This window comes from Rhodocista pekingensis (assembly GCF_042665545.1).
Lineage (GTDB): Bacteria > Pseudomonadota > Alphaproteobacteria > Azospirillales > Azospirillaceae > Rhodocista > Rhodocista pekingensis.
Genome location: NZ_JBHTCM010000010.1, coordinates 297,095 through 317,315 on the forward strand (window position 1 = coordinate 297,095; position 20,221 = coordinate 317,315).

At 70.6% G+C, this 20,221-nt stretch carries 16 protein-coding genes and 2 tRNA genes; 4 read left to right on the plus strand and 14 right to left on the minus strand.

Features of this window, described 5'->3' with window-relative positions:
• The first annotated feature begins 195 nt into the window (after nt 1-195).
• Nucleotides 196-2,868: an aminopeptidase N gene (gene pepN, locus ACFQPS_RS09660; RefSeq protein WP_377358499.1), complete on the plus strand. Its 2,673-nt coding sequence runs from the start codon at nt 196-198 to the stop codon at nt 2,866-2,868.
• Nucleotides 2,869-2,872: 4 nt separating this feature from the next.
• Nucleotides 2,873-3,400 (plus strand): O-acetyl-ADP-ribose deacetylase, encoded by a 528-nt coding sequence (locus tag ACFQPS_RS09665; RefSeq protein WP_377358501.1) that lies wholly within the window; start codon nt 2,873-2,875, stop codon nt 3,398-3,400.
• Between the two features lie 48 nt (nt 3,401-3,448).
• Here ACFQPS_RS09665 and ACFQPS_RS09670 read toward each other — a convergent pair whose 3' ends face one another.
• From ACFQPS_RS09670 to ACFQPS_RS09680, 3 genes are all read right to left on the minus strand, one after another.
• Nucleotides 3,449-3,817, minus strand: a complete 369-nt coding sequence (locus ACFQPS_RS09670; protein WP_377358502.1) for a hypothetical protein — start codon at nt 3,815-3,817, stop codon at nt 3,449-3,451.
• Nucleotides 3,818-4,016: 199 nt separating this feature from the next.
• Nucleotides 4,017-4,883 (minus strand): universal stress protein, encoded by an 867-nt coding sequence (locus ACFQPS_RS09675; RefSeq protein ID WP_377358503.1) that lies wholly within the window; start codon nt 4,881-4,883, stop codon nt 4,017-4,019.
• A 111-nt stretch (nt 4,884-4,994) separates the two neighbouring features.
• Nucleotides 4,995-6,545: a bifunctional aminoglycoside phosphotransferase/ATP-binding protein gene (locus ACFQPS_RS09680; RefSeq protein WP_377358504.1), complete on the minus strand. Its 1,551-nt coding sequence runs from the start codon at nt 6,543-6,545 to the stop codon at nt 4,995-4,997.
• A gap of 302 nt (nt 6,546-6,847) precedes the next feature.
• On the opposite strand from ACFQPS_RS09680, the gene ACFQPS_RS09685 reads away from it, so the two are divergent.
• Nucleotides 6,848-7,372, plus strand: a complete 525-nt coding sequence (locus ACFQPS_RS09685) for an acyloxyacyl hydrolase (protein WP_377358506.1) — start codon at nt 6,848-6,850, stop codon at nt 7,370-7,372.
• A gap of 12 nt (nt 7,373-7,384) precedes the next feature.
• Here the strand turns inward: ACFQPS_RS09685 and ACFQPS_RS09690 are convergent, their stop codons facing one another.
• Nucleotides 7,385-8,740 (minus strand): hypothetical protein, encoded by a 1,356-nt coding sequence (locus ACFQPS_RS09690; protein WP_377358507.1) that lies wholly within the window; start codon nt 8,738-8,740, stop codon nt 7,385-7,387.
• Between the two features lie 259 nt (nt 8,741-8,999).
• On the opposite strand from ACFQPS_RS09690, the gene ACFQPS_RS09695 reads away from it, so the two are divergent.
• The gene (locus tag ACFQPS_RS09695) at nt 9,000-9,863 is read left to right on the plus strand and encodes a biotin transporter BioY (protein WP_377358509.1); all 864 of its coding nucleotides are present in this window, start codon (nt 9,000-9,002) and stop codon (nt 9,861-9,863) included.
• Nucleotides 9,864-9,979: 116 nt separating this feature from the next.
• On the opposite strand, the gene ACFQPS_RS09700 is transcribed toward ACFQPS_RS09695, so the two are convergent.
• The 10 genes from ACFQPS_RS09700 to ACFQPS_RS09745 all read right to left on the minus strand — a co-directional run bounded on the left by ACFQPS_RS09700 (nt 9,980) and on the right by ACFQPS_RS09745 (nt 20,177).
• Nucleotides 9,980-10,055: transfer RNA gene (locus ACFQPS_RS09700), tRNA-Lys, on the minus strand.
• A gap of 43 nt (nt 10,056-10,098) precedes the next feature.
• Nucleotides 10,099-10,174, minus strand: a tRNA-Lys gene (locus ACFQPS_RS09705).
• A 152-nt stretch (nt 10,175-10,326) separates the two neighbouring features.
• Nucleotides 10,327-11,475, minus strand: a complete 1,149-nt coding sequence (rodA, locus tag ACFQPS_RS09710) for a rod shape-determining protein RodA (protein ID WP_377358511.1) — start codon at nt 11,473-11,475, stop codon at nt 10,327-10,329.
• Complete coding sequence (gene mrdA, locus ACFQPS_RS09715) at nt 11,472-13,403, minus strand: penicillin-binding protein 2 (protein ID WP_377358513.1); 1,932 nt, start codon at nt 13,401-13,403, stop codon at nt 11,472-11,474. The genes rodA and mrdA overlap by 4 nt, the downstream gene beginning before the upstream one ends.
• 4 nt (nt 13,404-13,407) lie before the next feature.
• Nucleotides 13,408-13,929, minus strand: a complete 522-nt coding sequence (gene mreD / locus ACFQPS_RS09720; protein ID WP_377358515.1) for a rod shape-determining protein MreD — start codon at nt 13,927-13,929, stop codon at nt 13,408-13,410.
• Between the two features lie 11 nt (nt 13,930-13,940).
• The gene (mreC, locus tag ACFQPS_RS09725) at nt 13,941-14,816 is read right to left on the minus strand and encodes a rod shape-determining protein MreC (protein WP_377358517.1); all 876 of its coding nucleotides are present in this window, start codon (nt 14,814-14,816) and stop codon (nt 13,941-13,943) included.
• A gap of 86 nt (nt 14,817-14,902) precedes the next feature.
• On the minus strand, nt 14,903-15,943 hold the full coding sequence (locus tag ACFQPS_RS09730; RefSeq protein ID WP_012567147.1) for a rod shape-determining protein: 1,041 nt from the start codon (nt 15,941-15,943) through the stop codon (nt 14,903-14,905).
• 348 nt (nt 15,944-16,291) lie between these two features.
• Nucleotides 16,292-17,866 carry a 2-isopropylmalate synthase gene (locus tag ACFQPS_RS09735; protein ID WP_377358520.1) on the minus strand — a complete coding sequence of 525 codons (1,575 nt, stop codon included), beginning with the start codon at nt 17,864-17,866 and terminating at the stop codon, nt 16,292-16,294.
• A gap of 139 nt (nt 17,867-18,005) precedes the next feature.
• Nucleotides 18,006-18,137: a hypothetical protein gene (locus ACFQPS_RS09740; RefSeq protein WP_012567149.1), complete on the minus strand. Its 132-nt coding sequence runs from the start codon at nt 18,135-18,137 to the stop codon at nt 18,006-18,008.
• Nucleotides 18,138-18,323: 186 nt separating this feature from the next.
• Complete coding sequence (locus tag ACFQPS_RS09745; RefSeq protein ID WP_377358522.1) at nt 18,324-20,177, minus strand: DUF885 domain-containing protein; 1,854 nt, start codon at nt 20,175-20,177, stop codon at nt 18,324-18,326.
• Between the last annotated feature and the right edge of the window lie 44 nt (nt 20,178-20,221).

Genomic DNA, 20,221 nt, shown 5'->3' on the forward strand with positions numbered 1-20,221 from the left:
AGCGCAAAGGACAGAGCCCGGAAAGGGGCGAGGCCGCCGCGGCGCCGGTCCCCCACCGTTCCACCGGCCGTTTCCCCGTCGGCGTGCCGTGACTTGCCGCGACCCCTGGCCTATCTTCGGGACAGAGCACAGCCCGTCGTCACGGGCACCGGAACGCAGGCCGGAACCGAAGGCCGGAACGAAAGACCGAGCACCATGGACATCGTTGGCACCACCCCCACCGCCCCGAAGGCCATCCATCTCAGCGACTACGCCCCGCCCGCGTGGCTGATCGACACGGTCGAGCTGCATGTCGATCTGCGGGAGGACGTGACGACCGTGACCTCCCGCCTCGCCGTGCGCCGGAACCCGGCCCGCGCCGCCGAGGGGCCGGCGCCGCTGGTGCTGGACGGCGAGGCGATGGAGCTGGTCAGCGTCACGGTGGACAACCGGCTGCTGCAACCGGCGGACTATGCCGTGACGGCGGAGAGCCTGACCCTGCCGCGGCTGCCCGAGGCGGCGACGGTGGAGATCGTCACCCGCATCAAGCCGCAGGAGAACACCGCCCTCCAGGGGCTCTACAAGTCCTCCGGCAACTACTGCACCCAGTGCGAGGCCGAGGGCTTCCGCCGCATCACCTACTTCCTGGACCGGCCCGACGTGATGGCCCGCTACACCGTCACCATCGAGGCGGAGAAGGCGCGCTATCCGGTGCTGCTGTCCAACGGCAACCTGGTGGACCAGGGCGACCGGCTGGACGGCCGCCACTGGGCGCGCTGGAACGACCCCTGGCCGAAGCCCAGCTACCTGTTCGCCATGGTGGCCGGCACGCTGGCGCAGGTGGAGGACCGCTTCGTCACCCGCTCCGGCCGCGAGGTCACGCTGCGGATCTTCGTGGAGCCGGGCAATGAGGGCAAGGTCGCCCACGCCATGGAGAGCCTGAAGAAGTCCATGAAGTGGGACGAGGACGCCTACGGCCTGGAATACGACCTGGACATCTTCAACATCGTCGCCGTGTCCGACTTCAACATGGGCGCGATGGAGAACAAGAGCCTGAACGTCTTCAACACCAAGTACGTGCTCGCCAACCCTGAGACGGCGACGGACACCGACTTCCTGGGCATCGAGACGGTGGTGGCGCACGAATACTTCCATAACTGGACCGGCAACCGGGTCACCTGCCGCGACTGGTTCCAGCTTTCCCTGAAGGAAGGGCTGACGGTCTTCCGCGACCAGCAGTTCTCCGCCGACATGAACTCGGCCCCCGTGAAGCGCATCCAGGACGTGACGCGGCTGCGGCAGGTCCAGTTCGCCGAGGATGCCGGCCCCACGGCGCATCCGGTGCGGCCGGAGAGCTATATCGAGATCAACAACTTCTACACCCCCACCGTCTACGAGAAGGGGGCCGAGGTCCTGCGCATGTACCGGACCCTGCTGGGGCCGCAGGGCTACCGCAAGGGCATCGACCTCTATTTCCAGCGCCATGACGGGCAGGCGGTGACGACCGACGACTTCCTGGCCGCCATGCGCGACGCCAACCCGGACGCCGCCGTGGACTGGGCGCAGTTCCAGCTCTGGTACCGGCAGGCCGGCACGCCGGTGGTGGAGGCGGACGGCGCCTACGACGCCGCGGCCCGCACCTACCGGCTGACGCTGCGGCAGTCGCTGGCCCCGACGCCGGGCCAGCCGGAGAAGGCACCCCTGCTGATCCCGGTCACGCTGGGGCTGATCGGGCCGGACGGCGCCGACCTGCCGCTGCGGCTGGAGGGGGAGGCCGCCGCGGGCGGCACCACCCGGGTGCTGCACCTGACGGGGGCCAGCCAGAGCTTCACCTTCGTGGACGTGCCGGCGGCGCCGGTGCCGTCGCTGTTCCGCGGCTTCTCCGCCCCGGTGCGGCTGCGCTTCCCCTACTCCGACGCCGAGCTGACCTTCCTGATGGCGAAGGACGGCGACGCCTTCAACCGCTGGGAAGCGGGCCAGACCCTGGCCACCCGCCTCATCCTGGGCATGGTCGCCGAGCGGGCCGCCGGCCGCGCCATGACCGTGCCGCCGGCCTTCGTGCAGGCCGTCGGCGCCACGCTGGCGCGGGCGCACGAGGACCGCAGCTTCGCCGCCCTGGCCCTGATGCTGCCCAGCGAGGGCTATCTCGGCCAGTCCATGGAGGTGGTGGACCCCGACGGGCTGCATGAGGCGCGCGAGGCGATCCGGCGGACGGTCGGCGCCAGCCTGCGGGCGGAACTGCGGCGCCTCTACGGGGAGTGCCGGGAGGACGGCCCCTTCGCCATCACGCCGGAGGCGATGGGCCGGCGGGCGCTGAAGAACGCCTGCCTGGGCTACCTGATGGCGGCCGGCGATGCCGAGGCCGCGGCCCTCTGCCTGGAGCAGTACCGCAGCGGGTCCGGCATGACCGACGTGCTGGCCGCGCTCTCCCTGATCGCGGACAGCGACCTGCCGGAGCGGCAGGCGTGCCTGGAGGCCTTCGCCGCCAAGTGGCAGGGCGAGCCGCTGGTGATGGACAAGTGGTTCACGGTGCAGGCCCTGTCCGGCCGGCCGGACACGCTGGAGCGGGTGCGCCGGCTGACGGGCCATCCCGCCTTCTCCATCCGCAACCCGAACAAGGTCTATGCCCTGGTCGGCGGCTTCACGGCCAACCAGGCGCGCTTCCACGCCGCCGACGGGTCCGGCTACGCCTTTCTGGCCGAGCGGGTGCTGGAACTGGACGGGCTGAACCCGCAGGTCGCCTCGCGCATGGTCAAGGCCTTCGCGCGCTGGCGCAAGTTCGACGCCGGGCGGCAGGCGCATGCCCGCACCCAGCTCGAACGCATCCAGGCGACGCCGGGCCTGTCGCGGGACGTGTTCGAGATCGTCGAGCGCAGCCTGGACGGCTGAGCCGGTGACGACACTGCTGGAGGTCGTCGAGGGCGACATCACGACGCTCACCCTCGACGCCATCGTCAACGCCGCCAACGACCGGCTGGCCGGCGGCGGCGGCGTGGACGGGGCCATCCACCGGGCGGCCGGCTGGGCGGAGATGCAGGCGGCGCTGCGGCCCTTCGGCGGCTGCCCGACGGGCGGGGCCGTGATCACCCCCGGCTTCCGCCTGCCGGCCCGCTTCGTGATCCACACCGTGGGGCCGGTCTGGCGCGGCGGCGGGTCGGGCGAGCCGGACCTGCTGGCCGCCTGCTACCGGCGCTCGCTGGAGCTGGCGGTGGAGCACACGCTCCGCAGCATCGCCTTCCCCGCCATCTCCACCGGGGTCTACGGCTATCCGGCGCCGCCGGCGGCCCGGCTGGCGGTGGAAACGGTGCGCGGCTTCGTGGCGGCGAACGCCGGCCGTCTGGACCGTGTCGTCTTCTGCTGCTTTGGTGCGGAGAGCGCGCGGCTGCACCGCGCCGCGCTGGCCGGAGAGGCGCTGGCGTGATCCCCGGCCGCCACGCATCGGCAGGATGGCGGCGGCCCGGCGGCAGCGTCAGTGCGGATCGGTGACGGAAACCACCTTGAAGGGCCGCTGCTCCCCGTCATGCTCGGTGACGGAGACATAGTCGCCCTGGTTGAAGGTGTGGCGGTCGAACCGGAAGATCGGTTCGTCGTCCTCCGCCTCGACCCCGTCATAGTGGAAGTACCAGGCCGAACCGCGATGGACGAGGCGGCCGCGCTCGTCCGGGTCCCCGGCCCAGAAGCGGCGGACGAGGCACTGCTCGCGCGCCTCATGCCAGCCGTCCTTGTCGAGATGCCCGTCGGCCGTCAGCGGGGCCACGAACTCGTAACCGCGGTCGGCCGCACCCTCGGGAAATTCGTGGGTTCGGGCCAGTTCCAGCCGGATCTTCTTCAGTGCCATGGGCGTCCTCCTCCCGCACCGTTCCGGTGCGCCGTTCCTCCTGCCCGGGCTTCTTCCGACCCTGGGCCTGTTCCGGCGCGGTCAGCTTCCGGCGCGGCCAGCCGTGCCGCGCACCCGGACCCGCCGCGCGGCAGGCCGCCCTGCGAAGCCGGCCCGGACCGTTCCGTCCGGGCCGTGGCACGTCCTCGGCCGACCGTGCTCAGTGGCCCATCAACACCGGAATGGTCGCCTGGTTCAGCACATGCCGGGTGACGCCGCCCAGAATCATCTCGCGCAGGCGCGAATGGCCGTAGCCGCCCATGACCAGCAGGTCGGACCCGACCTCCGCCGCGGAGCGCAGGAGCGCGGCCCCCACCGGCTCGTGCCCGACCGTGACGGCATAGGGCGCGCTGTGGATGCCGTGCCACGCCAGCAGCGCCGCCAGCCGGTCGGCATGGGCCGTCGCCGTCTTGCCGGTGCCGGCGGTCAGGATGTGGACATCGTCCGCCGCGGCCAGCAGGGTCATCGACAGGCCGACGGTGCGGGCCGCCTCGATGCTGCCGTTCCAGGCGACGGCCGGGTGGCTGCCGATGCTGTGCGGCGCCGTCGGCGGCGCCACCAGGATCGGCTTGCCGCCGGCCATCAGCGCGGCCTCGAACATCAGGATGCCCTGGCTCTCCTCCGTCGTCGTGATGTGCGGGAAGACCACGAGATCGGAGACGCGGGCGAAGGCGATCACCGTGTCCTCCGGCCGGCCGACCTGCTCGGTCCAGGAGGCGGTGACGCCGCCCGGGCCGGGTCCGTCGGCGGCGGGCACCGCACCGGCCGCGACGCGGCCGGCCTCGAAGCAGGCGCGCGCGTGGGTCGCGTGCTCCGCCCCTTCCTTACGGGCGATGTCCATCACCTGCTGCACCAGCGAGCCGGACACGCCCTCGCCCAGCATGGGGACCGCGTCGCGGGGATCGCCGCTGACGAACAGCCCCTGGACGTGCGCCTCGAACCGGCGGGCCACGGAGAAGGCGCTGGCGACAGCCGCCTCATCCCCGCCGCAACCGCACAGGACGCACAGGATCTTCTTGAAGGCCATGGCCCCTTACCCCTTCGTTCCGGACGGAACCGTCAGCGGACGGTAGGATGCCCCCCCGCCCCCCTCATTGACGTGCGTCAATAGCGGGACAGGCCGGGGGCGCGGCGGGTATCAGGCGACGATTAGCCGCCGCGCGATGGCGGCGACATCCGCCGGCGGGCCGCTGGCCGGGATGATCTCCCAGCGCATCTCCCCCAGATCGTAGGCGCTCTGGCGGCGCACCACGTCGGCGGTCGCGTCGGAGGCGTCGCCCGATCGGTCGCCCACGCGGGCGATCTGCGTCTCCTGGTCCGCCACCAGCCAGAGCCCGGCGAAGGGCTGGCCGGCGGCGCGGGCGATGGCCTCGATGGCGGCGCGCTGCTCCGCCCGGGCGTAGACGGCATCGCAGATGACGGCGTGCCGGCTTTCCAGCGCCAGCCCGGCGCGACCGGCGATCTCGGCATAGACGCGGCCGGTCACCGCCTCGCTGTAGCTTTCCGGCGGCAGCCGGGTGCGCTCGTCCACGCCCAGCAGGCGCTTGCGCAGCCCGTCGCTGCGCAGGATCACGGCGCCGGGCGCCGGCCCGATCTCCGGCGCCAGCCAGCGCGCCAGGGTGGACTTGCCGGTGCCCGAGAGGCCGCCGATGGCGACCAGCCGCGGCGCCGGGGGGGCGAGGACCTGCAAGGCCAGGGTCAGATGCGCCGCGGCGTCGGCCCGCATCGCCTCGGCCTCCGCCGGCTCCCGCTGCGCCGCCGCGGCGCTGGCGCCGGTATGGGCGCGGATGCCGGCCCGGAGCGCCAGGAACAGCGGCAGCAGCGCCAGCCCGGCGAGATCGCCCGACAGCTCCAGATAGCGGTTGAACAGCACGTTCGCCAGCGGCCGCAGCCGGCGGTGCTCCAGATCCATCAGCAGGAAGGCGAGATCGTAGAGAACGTCCGTGACCGCCAGGGCCTCATCGAACTCCAGACAGTCGAAGGGCACCGGATGACCCTGCCAGAGAACGATGTTCCGCAGATGCAGGTCGCCGTGGCAGTGGCGCACATAGCCGGCGTCGCGCCGGCGGTCGAGCTGGGCGCCGTGGCGTTCCAGCTCCTGCCCGAACAGATGGTCCAGGAGGCGGACGCGGGAGGCGGCGAACAGATCGGGGAAGCGGCGCAGTTCCGCCAGCACGCCGGCGACGAGATCGGCCATGGTCGCCGCCCCGCCCAGGTCGGTGCGGGGCTCCGCCTCCTCATGGAAGCCGGCGATGGTCTCGGCCAGTTCCCGCATCAGCGCAGGCGTCAGGGCCTGGCGCGCGGCCATGCGGTCGAACAGGTCCTCGTCGCGGAAGCGGCGCATCTCCACGACCCAGTCCACCGGCTCCCCCTGCCCCGCCGCCGGGTCCAGGGTCAGCCCGCCGTCGGGCCTGCGCAGCAGGGGGACGCTGCGGAGATAGAGGTCCGGCGCCGTGCGCCTGTTCAGCGCCAGCTCCGCCGCGCAGGCGGCACGCCGGCGCTCCAGCGTGGAAAAGTCGAGATAGGGCAGCCGGACGGCGCGCTTCAGCTTCCAGGCCCGGTCGCCGGCCATGAAGACGATGGCGCCATGCGTGTCGATCCGCTCCACCGGCTGGCCGCCGTGGGTTGCCGGATCGCCGAGAAAGGCGATCACGTCCGCCTGCGCCGTGGTCGGGGTAGCCGCATCCATGACCACCGACCATAGCGAATCCAGATGACATTTCGAGTGCCTTGAGCGCGCGAAGAGGACGCACATGCGGACAGCACCATCTGCGCTGTCCGCCCGTGACCGGGGTAGCCCGCCCCGGTCCGCCGCACCGCGCGCCCGTCCCCGGGCGGACGGGCGAGTCACCGGACGGCAACACCCCGTCGGGAAAGGCAGATCTGCCGCGTTCAAGGGAGCATTGACCTTGCGGTGCGATGATCGTTCCGGAATCAATCCGGTCCGCCGTTGTGCTCTGCGCGTTGGGGGTAATCTTGGTCCGCCGTCCCTTGTCAGCCCTGCTCGGTCTCGTCGGGCTGGCCTTCGTGTCCGGAACAGCTCTGGCCGAAGACCGCGCGCAGCCCGACCTGTTCAGTCTGGGCGCCGGCAAGTTCGACGTGGACGACAACCAGCCGCGCAACGAGGCCGCCGACTTCCGCCTGGAATACCGGTTCGGCTCGGCGCTGCTGGAAGCCGGCGACTGGCTGACCGTGCGCCCCTGGGTCGGCGCGGAGGTGACGTCGGATGGCGGTGTCTACGGCGGCGGCGGGTTGCTGCTGGACATCCCCATCGGGCCGTTGAACCTGACCCCCAGCTTCGGCGCTGGCCTGCACTATGACGGCAACGGCAAGCAGCTCGGCTCGGTGCTGGAATTCCGCTCCCAGGCCGAACTGTCCTACCGCTTCGAGAACGACAGCCGCCTGGGTATCGCCTACGGCCACATCTCCAACGGCGGCATCACGGAAGCCAATCCGGGCTCCGAGATCCTGACCGTCTACTGGCACTTCCCGTCGTCCTGGCTGTTCGGCAACTGAACCGGCAGCCCCCTATGCCTTGCCGTCCCCGGCATCCGCAGGCACGGCCGGCAGCGGCGAAGAAGGACGGCGCAGCAGGCGGGACAGCCATCCGCTGACGCCGCTGCTGTCGGCCGGAGCCGCGACGGCCTCCGGGGTTGCCTCTCCGGCGGGTTCGGCCTTGCCGTCCCGGTCGCGCGTGCTGTCCCACTCCATCTCCTCGTGCCGGGTGACGAAGCGGGTCACGGCCGCCCCCTGGAGCAGGCGGAAACCGGCGACCAGCCCCTCTTCCACCGCACGCCGTTCGGTGCAGCGGGCCAGGATGCAGCGGTCCACCCCGACCGTCTCCAGGATTGCCGCCGCCCCGTCGAGCGGGTTCGGCCGCCCGCTGTCGTCCAGCCACGGCACCCGGAAATAGTCCATCTCGGGAAACCGGCCCGTTCCCAACGCCGTCAACGGCACATGGTCCAGGGCGACCCCCAGAGCCTTGCCGCGCGCCACGGCGATGGCCTGCACCACCCGGTCACGGTCCGTCTCCCATTCGAGCCAGGGCAGCTCCACCACGACGCGGCCGTACCGTTTCGCCGGGAACTCCGCGATCAGCCGGGAGAATTCCGGGGAGCAGACGGTAGCGGCGTGCAGCTTGACGGCCACGGGCAGCTGGTGACTGTCCCGGTCGTGCAGCAGGTGGGAGAGCATCCGCCGGTCCAGCAGTTCCGTCACCCGGGTGTAGAGCCAGGGGTCGCGCTGCACCGGTACGTCGAACAGACGTTCCAGCTCCGGCAGCGCCACCGTCAGCTCCAGCATGACGGGATCGGGCTCGGCCACGGGGGCGCCACCCTGCCGCGTCTCCGGCTCGGTGAAGCGGTAGATGGGCTGCTGCCGCACCAGAACGGTCAGATCCATGGCGTGCAGCGACCGCTCCACCGCCATGAAGCGGCCGAGCCGGTCGTCGGCAGGCAACGAATCCGGCCGGTCACCCGGCATCGCCTCCTCGGCCAGCAGGCGGACGGTCCGGACGAAACCGTCCGCATCCCGCGGCAGCTCGAACCAAGCGGCCTTCAGCAGGCCGCGCCGGTGCTCGGCCAGCAGCTCCGCGACCTGGGTCAGAACGGCGCGGCGCTCGGCCAGCCGGTCATCGTCGATGACCAGGGCGAGACGGTTTCGCACCAGCTCGTAGGCGTCGATGGTCCCGGTGGGCGCAGGCTCCGCGGCGTCGGCCGCGGGCGTCGCCTCCCCCGTCAGCCAGCGGGCAAGGGTGCGGTGGAACACCGGTTCGTCGATGTGGAGCACGCCCGACAGGTCCAGGATGACCGCATGCCGTACCGGCTGGTCGGGCCGGGACAGGGTGGCGGCATCGGCGAGCAGGCGGCTTTCCTCGGTCTTCATGGCAGACTCACAGCAGGACCCGGCGGCAGCGGGGAGATGCCGCTTCCGGTGTCGGCCTGTTGGTTAACATTTGGGGCAAATGCCGCGGGGAACCTTGACCCAGGTCAAGCCCGCCAGCGACCGACCGCCGCGCGGACCAACCCCGGAAGGGCGGTCCTGGCGGACCGGCAGGCCCGGCTTGCCCCCGGCCCCGCGGGCGCCCTATCGTCCCGCCGCACCGACCGCCCGCGCCGCGGGCCGCCGCCAGCAGGGACACACCATGCCCCCGACGAAACCCGGCCCGGGCCTTCCCGTCCGCTCCGAGGACCGCCTTCTGCCCGCCGGGCTGGCGGGCCGGCTGGCCATCGCCCTGGCCGCGAGCTGGGCGGTGGCGGCCGCGGCCTGGATCGAGGTGCCGATGATCCCGGTGCCGATGACGATGCAGACCTGGGCGGTGGTGCTGGTCGGCACCCTCTGCGGCTGGCGCCTGGGGGCCGCCGCCCTGGCCCTGTACCTGCTGCAAGGAGCCCTGGGCCTGCCCGTCTTCGCCGGCGGCCGTGCCGGCGCGGCGGTGCTTGCCGGTCCCACGGGGGGCTATCTGGCCGCCTTTCCCGTCGCCGCCGCACTCTGCGGCTTGCTGGCCGGGCGCGGCTGGACCGCCCCCCTGCCGCACCTGCTGGCATCCCTGCTGGCAGGCCATGCCGTGATCCTGGCCGCGGGCTTCCTCTGGCTGTCGGGCTTCGTCGGCGCGGAGAAGGCGCTGCATGCGGGCGTGCTGCCCTTCCTGGCCGGCATGGTGCTGAAGAGCGCCCTGGCCGCCGCTACCGTGCGGGCGATCGAGCGGCTGCGGCCGCGGCGGGGGACCTGGCGGCATCGGGCCTCAGAACACGACGACGGACCGCAGCACCCGGCGCAGCAGCACCGCGAGCGTGGCCCCGAGGATCATGCCGACGGGCTGCCCCACGGCGAGCAGCGTCACCGCCGCCCAGACCAGACCGCCCCCCGCCCAGGCGGTCAGGTCGCCCCGCGCCGCTTCCGCGTCCGTCTCGAACTTCAGCCAGTCCATCGCCAAGCCCCTTCCCCGTCCGGAAGGGGCAGCCTAGGCAGGAAGCCTTGCCGGTCCGTTAGCGGCACCCCGGCCTGACCCAAGGGACAGGGTGCCCGCCATGCCGGAAAGCCGTCCGTAGCGTCAAAGACCGTTACGGAACCGGAACTGTGATGTCTGGGAAAGGATCGTTCCGCCTGGGGAACGGAAGCCGGTGGTGGGTGTACAAGGACTCGAACCTTGGACCCGCTGATTAAGAGTCAGCTGCTCTACCAACTGAGCTATACACCCGGACCGGCGCTGCCGGACGGCGGGAATGGACAGGGGCGGAAGGTGGTGGGTGTACAAGGACTCGAACCTTGGACCCGCTGATTAAGAGTCAGCTGCTCTACCAACTGAGCTATACACCCGACCTTCGACCGCCTGACGCAAGGCGCCGCGCGGCGGGAGGAAGCAACCTCCCTGCGAGGCGCGCGGTATAGCAAAGGGCGGCGGGCTTGTCGATAGGGAAAAGTCCCCGACCGGACGGGAAGCGCCGCCGCCCCCTTTCCCACCGATCCCGTCAGAAATCCGTCAGGCCCCGCCGTGACAGGCGGACATCGCGGTGGATATGCACCGACATGAGCAGGCCGAACCCGATCATGACGGTCAGGGTCGCGGTCCCGCCATAGGAGATCAGCGGCAGCGGAATACCGACCACCGGGATCAGCCCCATGTTCATGGCGCAGTTGATGAAGAGGTAGAGGAACAGGTTGAAGGTCAGCCCCAGGGCCACCAGCCGGCCGAACTGGTGGCGGCAGCGCAGGCCGATGACCAGCCCGTAGACCAGCAGCAGGCAGTAAAGCCCCAGGAAGCCCAGGCTGCCGGTCAGCCCGAACTCCTCCCCCAGCATGGTGAAGATGAAGTCGGTCTGCTTCTCCGGCAGGAAGTTCAGGTGGCTCTGGCTGCCCATCAGGAAGCCCTTGCCGAACATCCCGCCCGACCCCAGCGCGATCTTCGACTGCATGATGTGGTAACCGGTGCCGAGCGGATCCTCCTCCGGGTTCAGGAAGGTGCGGACCCGGTTCCTCTGGTAGTCGTGCATGAACTGCCAGACGACGGGGATGGCCGCGAGGCCGCTGCCGATGACCAGCGCGAACTTCCAGAGCCGCACCCCGACCAGGAAGAAGATCGCCCCCGTCACCATCAGGAGCATCAAGGAGGTGCCCAGGTTCGGCTGCATCAGCACCAGCGCCACCGGCGCCAGCACCAGCAGCAGGGGCGGCAGCAGGAACAGGATGCGGCCCGTATCCTCCAGGCTGGCGCCGTGGAAATAGCGGGCCAGCGCCAGCACGAGGCAGACCTTCATCAGCTCCGACGGCTGCAACTGGATGAAGCCGAGGTCGATCCAGCGCTGGGCCCCCATGCCGATCTGGCCCACCAGCTCCACGCCGATCAGCAGCACCAGCGACAGGGCGTAGAGCGGATAGGCGAGCCGCATCCAGATCCGGATGTCGACCAGCGCCACCACCATCATCATGCCCAGCCCCGCGGCAAAGCGGACCATCTGGCGCGAGGCCCAGGGGTCGAAGCTGCCGTTCGCCGCGGAATAGAGCATGGCGAAACCGATCGAGGCGACGACGATGATCAGCAGGACCAGGCTCCAGGAAACCTGGCCCAGCTTCTCCGCGATCGTCATGTCGTTGTGGTCGACGCCGAGGTCCCAGCTCATTCCTCGTCCTCCTCGGCCCCGGATGCGGGCTGGGCGGCCACGGCCGGCGCGGGGCGGACGGGCAGCGCCGCCGCCTGCGCCGGCGCGATCCGCATGGCGTCCAGCATCTGGCATTCCAGCAGGATGTCACGGCCGATCGGGGCCGCCACCTTGCCGCCGCCGCCGCCATGCTCGACGATCACGGCCACGGCGTAGCGCGGCGACTGCACCGGGGCATAACCGACGAACAGCGCGTGGTCGCGCTCCCGCCAGGGCAGGTCCTCGTTCTTGCGCACGCCGGTGGCGCGCTCGGCCATGCTGATGCGGCGGACCTGGCTGGTGCCGGTCTTGCCGCCCATGGCCATGTCGGGCTGGGTGATGCGCTGGGCGAAGGCGGTGCCGCCGGGCTCCATCGTCACGGCCGCCATGGCGCGGGCGATGACCGCCAGATTCTCCGGCCTGACCCCGATGGAGGGCCACTGGGTCCGCTCCTGCTCCTGCCCCTCGACCGAGCGGGTCAGGTGCGGCCGCACGGCGAAACCGCCGTTGACGAGGCGTGACTGCATCACGGCAAGCTGGATCGGCGTCGCCAGCATGTAGCCCTGACCGATGGAGACGATCAGCGTCTCACCCTCGTACCAGCCGGCCTTGAGGCGTTCGCGCTTCCAGCGCGAGTCGGGCACCAGCCCGCCGCGCTCCCCGGGCAGGTCGATCTCCGTCGGCTGGCCGAGGCCGAAGCGGCGGGCCATCTCGGCGATGCGGTCGACACCGACGCGCCGCGACACCTCGTAGAAATAGGTGTCGCAGGAATGCTTGATGGCATCGTGCATGCTCATCGCGCCGTGACCGCCCTTCTTCCAGCAGTGGAAGCGGTGGCTGCCCAGCTCGTAGTGTCCGGGGCAGAAGACGCGGAAGTCAGGGCCGACGATGCCGTGCTCCAGCGCCGCCAGGGCGACGATCATCTTGAAGGTGGAGCCCGGGGCGTAGAGGCCCGCGATCACCTTGTTGGTCAGCGGCGAGGTCTCGTCCGCGGTCAGCCGCTTCCAGAGATCCAGGCTGATCCCCATGGCGAACTGGTTGGGATCGAAGCTGGGGCTGGAGCACAGGGCCTGGATGCCGCCGGAATGCACGTCCATGACCACGGCGGCGGCGCTCTGCTCGGCGGACAGGCGCTGCTGCACATAGTGCTGGAGCTTGGCGTCGATGGTCAGCGCCACCTCCCGCCCCGGCTGGCCGTCATTGCGCGACAGTTCGCGCACGACACGGCCGACGGCGTTCACTTCGAGCTGAACCGTGCCGCCGGTGCCGCGCAGGGCGAGGTCATGCGCCCGCTCGATGCCGCTCTTGCCGGTTCGGAAACCCGGCAGCGTCAGCAGCGGGTCCTCGGCCCCCTCCAGCTCCTTCTCCGTCACGGCGCCGACATAGCCCAGCACATGGGCCGTCGCCTCGCCGAAGGGATAGCTGCGCACCTGCCCCACGTCGATGGAGATGCCGGGCAGATCCGGCAGGTTGACCTCCACCGCGGAGACCTGGTCCCAGGTCAGGTTCTCCCGCACCGTGACCGGCATGAAGGAGCGGGAACGCTGGATATCGCGCCGGATGCGGCGGTAGTCCGCGTCCCCCAGCGGCACGAGGCCGGCGACCTGCTCCAGGATCAGATCCACGTCGCCGGCCCGCTCGCTGGTCAGCAGCAGACGGAAGTTCTGTTCGTTGACCGCCAGCGGCACCCCGTAGCGGTCCACGATCAGGCCGCGCGGCGGCGCCACCAGCCGCAGGCTGATGCGGTTCTCCTCCGCCAGCATGGAGTATTTGTCGCTCTCCACGATCTGGAGATAGTAGAGCCGCGCCACGAGCGCCGAGACGGCCGCGGCCTGCAAGCCGCCCAGCACCAGGGTCCGGCGGGTCAGGACGCGCTGGCGTTCGGCATCACGGTCGAAAGCGGACAGCACGGCCTCAGCCCTCCTCTTCCATCAGGAAGGCGCGGTGCAGACGCATCAGCACCCAGGCCGCCAGCGGAAACACGGCGGTCGCCAGCATCACCTGGAAGCCGGCCGCCCGGAACGTGAGAAGCTCCGCCGCCATCAGGGAATAGACCGCCCACTGCACCGCCGCAGCCCCCAGCGCCACCATGGTGAAGCCGATCCAGAGCAGCAGGAACGAGTTGCCCAGGAAGAAGCGGCGTTGCGTCAACAGCAGCCAGTAGGCCAGCACGAAGACCAGCGCCGTCATGCCCAGGGGCGCGCCGCCCAGCAGGTCGTTCAGCACGCCCAGCAGGAACACCAGCGTCGGCCGTAACAGGTCGGGCCGATGGACCGCCCAGTAGACGACGGCCATCAGCATCAGCGGCGGCGCCACCTGCACCAGCCCTGGTATCTGTGTCGGGGTCATGCCGACCAGCATGAAAAGCACCGTCGTGCCCAAGGGCAGAAGATGGCGCCCCGTCTGGTCGAGCCTGTGCCAGATCCCCACGGCCATGGCCGCGGCCCTCACTGCATGGCGCCCGGCTGCACCGCTTCGGCCGCCAGCCCGCCGGGAATACCGAAATCGACGAGCTGGACATGCTCGATCCGCGTGAGGTCCACCATCGGCACGACCCGCGGCTCACCGCCCCCGGTCGTCACCACGCCCATGGGCAGGCCCGGCGGAAACAGGCCGCCATGGCCGGAGGTGAAGACCCGTTCCCCCTCGATCACCTCCGCCCCCCGCTGCATGTACATCAGACGCGGCCGCTCGGTGTTGTCGCCGGCCAGCATGGCGCGGCGGCGGCTGGTCTCCAGCACCACGGGAATGCGGGCGTTGATGTCGGTCATCAGCAGGATGCGCGACGACCATTCCCCCACCTGGACCACCCGGCCGACCAGCCCCTGCCCTGCCATGGCAGCCTGCCCCCGCTTCACCCCGTCGCGCCGGCCGGCCGTGACGACCAGGGTGTGAAGGAAGGCGCTGCCGGGATCGGCGATGACGCGGGCGGTGATGAAGGAAACGGCCGGGTCCGGCCTGTAGGCCAGCAGCGAGCGCAGCGAGCGGTTCTCCGCATCCAGGCGCAAGGCCGCCTGCTGCCATTGCAGCAGGCGCGCATTCTCTTCCCGCAGGCGCTGATTCTCACCGTGGATGCGGGCGAGCTGGCGGACGGACTCGATCACCTCCGCCGCGGCAGCGGCCGGACGGGACAGCACGTCGAGGACGGGGGCGAAGGCGTCCGTGACCCGGGCCCGGGCATGATCGACGACAACCGCATCGACCCGTCCGAAGACCATCAGCGCCACCGCGGCCACGATGAGCAGCAGGAAGTAGAACCGGTTGAGCAGAGCCCAGACTGGGGCCGCGATCCGAACCACTGTTCCGCCGTTGCGCGTCTTCACTGGCCGCTTCCGCAGGGTCCGAAAACTTGAACTCCCCCGGCATCGCCAGGGGAGCGATCACGGGAATATTATAACATCCGGCCGCGTCAGTACATGGTGATGAGGACGTTCTTCAGCGTCTTCATCTCCTCCAGCGCCCGGCCGGTCCCCAGTGCCACGCAGGACAGCGGGTCATCGGCGATAGAAACGGGCAGGCCGGTCGCATGGCGCAGCACGAAGTCCAGGTTGCTCAGGAGGGCGCCGCCGCCGGTCAGCACGATGCCCTTGTCCACGATGTCGGCGGCCAGCTCGGGCGCGGTATGCTCCAGCGCGACCTTCACCGCCTCGATGATCTGGCTGACGGGTTCCGCGAGGCTTTCGGCGATCTGCCGTTCGCTGATGATCAGCTCCTTCGGCACGCCGTTCATCAGGTCGCGGCCCTTTATCTCCATGACCCGGCCCTCCCCGTCCTCCGGCGGACAGGCGGAGCCGATCTCCTTCTTGATGCGCTCGGCCGAGCCCTCGCCCACCAGCAGGTTATGGTGGCGGCGGATGTAGGCGATGATGGCCTCGTCCATCTTGTCGCCGCCGACACGGACCGAGCGGGAATAGACGATGCCGCCCAGCGACAGGACGGCCACCTCGGTGGTGCCGCCGCCGATGTCCACGACCATGCTGCCGGTCGGTTCCGTCACCGGAAGCCCGGCGCCGATCGCGGCGGCCATGGGCTCCTCGATCAGGAACACCCGGCGCGATCCGGCATGCTCGGCGGATTCCTGGATGGCGCGGCGTTCCACGGCGGTGGAGCCCGAGGGCACGCAGATGATCACCTGCGGGCTGGCGAAGCCGCGCCGGTTGTGCACCTTGCGGATGAAGTGCTTGATCATCTCCTCCGCCACCTCGAAGTCGGCGATGACGCCGTCGCGCAGGGGGCGGATGGCCTGGATGTTGCCCGGCGTGCGGCCGAGCATGAGCTTCGCCTCGTCGCCGACGGCGAGCACCTGCTTCTTGCCCCGCACATTGGCGATGGCAACCACCGAGGGCTCGTTCAGCACGATGCCGCGGCCCTTCACGTAGACCAGGGTGTTGGCCGTCCCCAGGTCGATCGCCATGTCGGCCGAGAACATCCCAAGCAGGTTAGGAAACATGGACGGAAATTTTCTCTGAGTCCGGTGTCAGCGGGCCGCTCCGCGGACGACCCCGGAACTGGCCGTGCCGCCCGGTTTGCATAGACCATCAGGGCGCCCTTCCTCAAGGGGTGAAAGCCCCACGGCTGGAATTTGTCGTGGCGGTGTCAGGGAACTGCCCAGGAGACGACCGCCCCCGCAGCATCGGGGGCCGGTCGGGAGGCCAGTCGGAAGCGGCCCCGGCCCCGGCCGGGGGAGCCGGCGGGCAGCGGCGGGAGCGACGGCGCCTCCGGTCCAGAACCGGACCCGACTCGCCCGGCAGGCAGCCGGGCGGGTGGGCCGTCGGGGCGATGGACCCCGCGGGAGCGGTCAGGCGCTGAGCGCCGCAGGCGCCGTCTTCTCCCGCTTCACCAGCAGCTTGTTCAGGGCGTGGATGTAGGCGCGGGCGCTGGCGACCAGGGTATCGGCATCCGCCCCCTGCCCGTTCACGGTCTTGCCGTTCTCCTCCAGCCGCACCGTCACCTCCGCCTGGGCGTCGGTGCCGGCGGTCACCGCCTGCACTTGGTAGAGCTGGAGCCGCGCCTCGTGCGGGAAGGCCTGCTTGATGGCGTTGAAGACGGCATCCACCGGGCCGTTGCCGAAGCTGACCACCGGCGCGCAGGCCTGGCCGTCCACCTCCACCTCCAGCACGGCGTGCTGCGGTCCCTTGGAGCCGGCGACGACCTGGAGCGAGACGAACTGGATGCGGTCGTTCTGGCGGCCGACCTCGTCGTCCACCAGGGCCACGATGTCCTCGTCGAACACGTCCTTCTTGCGGTCGGCCAGATCCTTGAACCGCTTGAAGGCGTCATTGACGGCGTTGTCGCCCATCTCCTCGTAGCCCAGCTCCTTGAGCTTGGCGCGGAAGGCGGCGCGGCCGGAATGCTTGCCCATCACCAGGGTGGAGCGGTTCAGGCCGACGCTCTCGGGCGTCATGATCTCGTAGGTGCCGGCATGCTTGAGCATGCCGTCCTGGTGGATGCCGGACTCATGGGCGAAGGCGTTGGTGCCGACGATCGCCTTGTTCGGCTGCACCGTGAAGCCGGTGATGGTGGAGACCAGCCGCGAGGCGCGGGTGATGTGCTCGGTCCGGATGCCGGTCGTGTAGGGCATCGCGTCATGGCGCGTGCGCAGCGCCATGACGATCTCCTCCAGGGCGGCGTTGCCGGCGCGCTCGCCCAGCCCGTTGATCGTGCATTCCACCTGCCGCGCCCCGTTGGCGACGCCGGCCAGCGAGTTGGCGACGGCGAGGCCCAGATCGTTGTGGCAGTGGACGGAGAAGACGGCCCTGTCGCTGTTCGGCACCCGCTCGATCACCATGCGGATCAGCGCGCCGTACTCCTCCGGCACGGCATAGCCCACCGTGTCGGGGATGTTGATGGTGGTGGCGCCGGCCTTGATCGCCGTCTCCACACAGCGGCAGAGGAAATCGGGCTCGGTGCGGGAGCCGTCCTCCGCCGACCATTCCACGTCGTCCACCAGAGTGCGGGCGTGGCCCACGCTGTCCGCGATGGCCTGGACCACGGCGTCCGGCTGCATCTGGAGCTTGTACTTCATGTGCAGCGGGCTGGTGGAGATGAAGGTGTGGATGCGCTTGCGCTCGGCGTACTGCAACGCCTCCGCCGCGCGGTCGATGTCCATGCGCGCGGCCCGCGACAGGCCGGCGACGACGGAGGTCTTCACCACCCGGCCGATTTCCCGCACGCACTCGAAATCGCCGTTGGACGCGATGGGGAAGCCGGCCTCGATCACATCGACGCCCATCTCCTCCAGCGTCAGCGCGATGCGGAGCTTCTCCTCCAGGTTCATGGAGGCGCCGGGCGACTGCTCGCCGTCGCGCAGCGTCGTGTCGAAGATGACGACGCGGTCGGCCGGGCGCTGGGATACGGGGGTGGTGACGGTCATGCTACGGGTCCTCGCCTGGGCGGCCGTTCCCGCGGATCATCGGTGGGGCGGGCGGCCGGAAATCTCGACTATGGCTGACGCGCCGACCTGCGGCGCGGGGTTCCCCCTGAACGCCTCTCCGCAAGCGGAGCCGCGGCGCTCAGGGGCCGATAAGTCGAAGGGCGAGAAGCAGCAGGGCGGTGGCCGCGCCGGACAGGTGCAGCGCCAGCAGCGCGCGGCCGGTATCGGCGGCGGCGGTGCGGGCGGTTGCTTTTCCAACGGGACGCTGCATGGCGCCGTCAGTCCTGTTCAGATCCGTGTCTGTCCCGGGGCCTGCCCGGAACGCGGTCCCGACGATGCCGGGTTGCTGAAGGTCAATCTAGGACGCAACGCCGTTAGCCGCAACGGCTTTCTTCCGAAAGGAGCTTTCCCGCAGAGGCGCACGGCCGGGGCGGCGGCGCCCCGGCCGGCGGAACCGTCACGCCTTGCGGGCGTCGGTCCAGCGCTCCACCACCTGTTCCAGGATCGGCAGCGGCATGCTGCCGCCGACCAGGATCAGTTCGTGGAAGTCGCGCAGGTCGAAGGCGGGCCCGAGCTTCGCCGCCGCCTTGGCCCGCAGATCCTCGATCGCGCGCATGCCGACCTTGTAGGCCAGCGCCTGCCCCGGATTGACGGCGTAGCGGTTGATCTCCCGCTCCACGCTCTCCCGCGGGATCATGGAATTCGACTCCATGTAGTCGGCGGCCTGCTCGCGGGTCCAGCGCCGGGCGTGGATGCCGCTGTCCACCACCAGCCGGATGGCCCGCCACAGCTCGTTGTTCAGGCGGCCGGCGTCGGAATAGGGGTCCTGGTAGAGCCCGACCTCCTTGCCCAGCTTCTCGGCATAGAGGCCCCAGCCCTCCCCGAACACGGTGTAGCCGCCGATGCGGCGGAAGATCGGCAGGTTGTCCGCCTCCTGCTGGATGGCGTTCTGCATGTGATGGCCCGGCACCGCCTCGTGATAGGCGATGGCCTCGATCTCGTGCCGCGGCCGCTCCCGCATGGTGGCGAGGTTGATGAAGTAGATGCCGGGCCGGCTGCCGTCGCGCGAGGGGCGGTTGTAGAAGGCCGGCGGCGAGGATTTCTCGCGGAACGGCTCGACCCGCCGCACCTCCACCGGGGCCTGCGGCAGGGTACGGAACAGCAGCGGCAGCTTGCCCTGCATCGCCGTCACCGCGGCGCGCGCCTCGGCCAGATAGGCCTCCCGGCCCTCGTCGGTGTCGGGGAAGAAGAAGCGCGGATCGCTGCGCAGATAGGTCAGGAAGGCCGGCAGGTCGCCGCTGAAGCCGGTGGCCTTGCGGATGGCGTCCAGCTCCCCGTGCAGGCGCTTGACCTCCGACAGGCCGAACTCGTGGACCTCGTCCGGGGTCATCGGCAGGGTGGTGTGGCGGCGGACGCAGGCGCGGTAGTAGTCCTCGCCCTGCGGCAGCTTCCAGACGCCGTCATCCGTGCCGGCGCGCGCTTCCAGCGACGCCAGCAGGGCCAGCAGCCGTTCGTAGGCCGGCTTCACGCCGTCACGCAGGGCGCTCTCCGCCTCGGTCAGCAGGGCCTTGTGCTCCGCCTCGGGCAGTTTGGCGCGCGCCAGCTTCGCCTGGGCGTCGGCCCAGAGGGCGCTGTCCACGCCGGAGCCGTCGAACGGCGCGCCGGCGATGATGGAGCGGGCATCCTCGATCGCCTTCGCCAGCGAGAATTTCGGCGGCAGCACGCCCATGTCGGCCCGCCGCAGCGTCTCCCGCTCCACCACCGCGAACTGGGCGGGGATGCCCTTCAGCCGCTGCACATAGGCGGCGGCCGACGCCGCATCCACGACGCGGTGCTGGTTGATCAGGAAGGCCGGCATCCCCGTATGGGCACCGTACAGATGGTTGATGGTGTAGGCGTGCAGCCGCCAGGGGAAGGCTTCGGCGTTCTGCTGCGCGCGGAACCGGAACAGCTCCACCGACAGCCGGTCCTGCTCCGACAGGGTGGCGGGGTCGAACGCCGCCCCCAGGCGGGCGACGGCCTCCTGCTCCAGCGCCTGTTCGCGCTGTGCCGCCTCGTCGGAGATGTCGTCCCAGTCGCCGCGGTCGTAGCGCAGGCCCAGCGAGGTTTCGAGCTGCGGCCGGCGCTCCACATAGGCCTTGTCGAACTCGGTGAAGAAGAGGTCGAGCGCCGGCGACGGCCCGGCCGCGGCCCCTGTGGCCGCTCCCTCGGCCGCCGCGGCGGTGCCCCCCGCCCATGGCAGCGACGCGACCGCCACCGCGGCGGCCCCGCCCAGCATGCCCGTCCTCAGCATCTCACGACGTGTCAGCATTGCGCTCAAGCTCCCCGGTCCCTGTTGTTTCGTGGTTGGTGATG

What these genes read in the sequence shown, in the direction of transcription:
- ACFQPS_RS09735 (WP_377358520.1), bottom strand. Translation starts at nt 17,866, where the DNA reads ATGACCGTCACCACCCCCGTATCCCAGCGCCCGGCCGACCGCGTCGTC.
- ACFQPS_RS09670 (WP_377358502.1), bottom strand. Translation starts at nt 3,817, where the DNA reads ATGGCACTGAAGAAGATCCGGCTGGAACTGGCCCGAACCCACGAATTT.
- pepN (WP_377358499.1), top strand. Translation starts at nt 196, where the DNA reads ATGGACATCGTTGGCACCACCCCCACCGCCCCGAAGGCCATCCATCTC.
- ACFQPS_RS09740 (WP_012567149.1), bottom strand. Translation starts at nt 18,137, where the DNA reads ATGCAGCGTCCCGTTGGAAAAGCAACCGCCCGCACCGCCGCCGCCGAT.
- mreD (WP_377358515.1), bottom strand. Translation starts at nt 13,929, where the DNA reads ATGGCCGTGGGGATCTGGCACAGGCTCGACCAGACGGGGCGCCATCTT.
- ACFQPS_RS09730 (WP_012567147.1), bottom strand. Translation starts at nt 15,943, where the DNA reads ATGTTTCCTAACCTGCTTGGGATGTTCTCGGCCGACATGGCGATCGAC.
- ACFQPS_RS09675 (WP_377358503.1), bottom strand. Translation starts at nt 4,883, where the DNA reads ATGGCCTTCAAGAAGATCCTGTGCGTCCTGTGCGGTTGCGGCGGGGAT.
- ACFQPS_RS09745 (WP_377358522.1), bottom strand. Translation starts at nt 20,177, where the DNA reads ATGCTGACACGTCGTGAGATGCTGAGGACGGGCATGCTGGGCGGGGCC.
- rodA (WP_377358511.1), bottom strand. Translation starts at nt 11,475, where the DNA reads ATGAGCTGGGACCTCGGCGTCGACCACAACGACATGACGATCGCGGAG.
- ACFQPS_RS09690 (WP_377358507.1), bottom strand. Translation starts at nt 8,740, where the DNA reads ATGAAGACCGAGGAAAGCCGCCTGCTCGCCGATGCCGCCACCCTGTCC.
- ACFQPS_RS09680 (WP_377358504.1), bottom strand. Translation starts at nt 6,545, where the DNA reads ATGGATGCGGCTACCCCGACCACGGCGCAGGCGGACGTGATCGCCTTT.
- ACFQPS_RS09695 (WP_377358509.1), top strand. Translation starts at nt 9,000, where the DNA reads ATGCCCCCGACGAAACCCGGCCCGGGCCTTCCCGTCCGCTCCGAGGAC.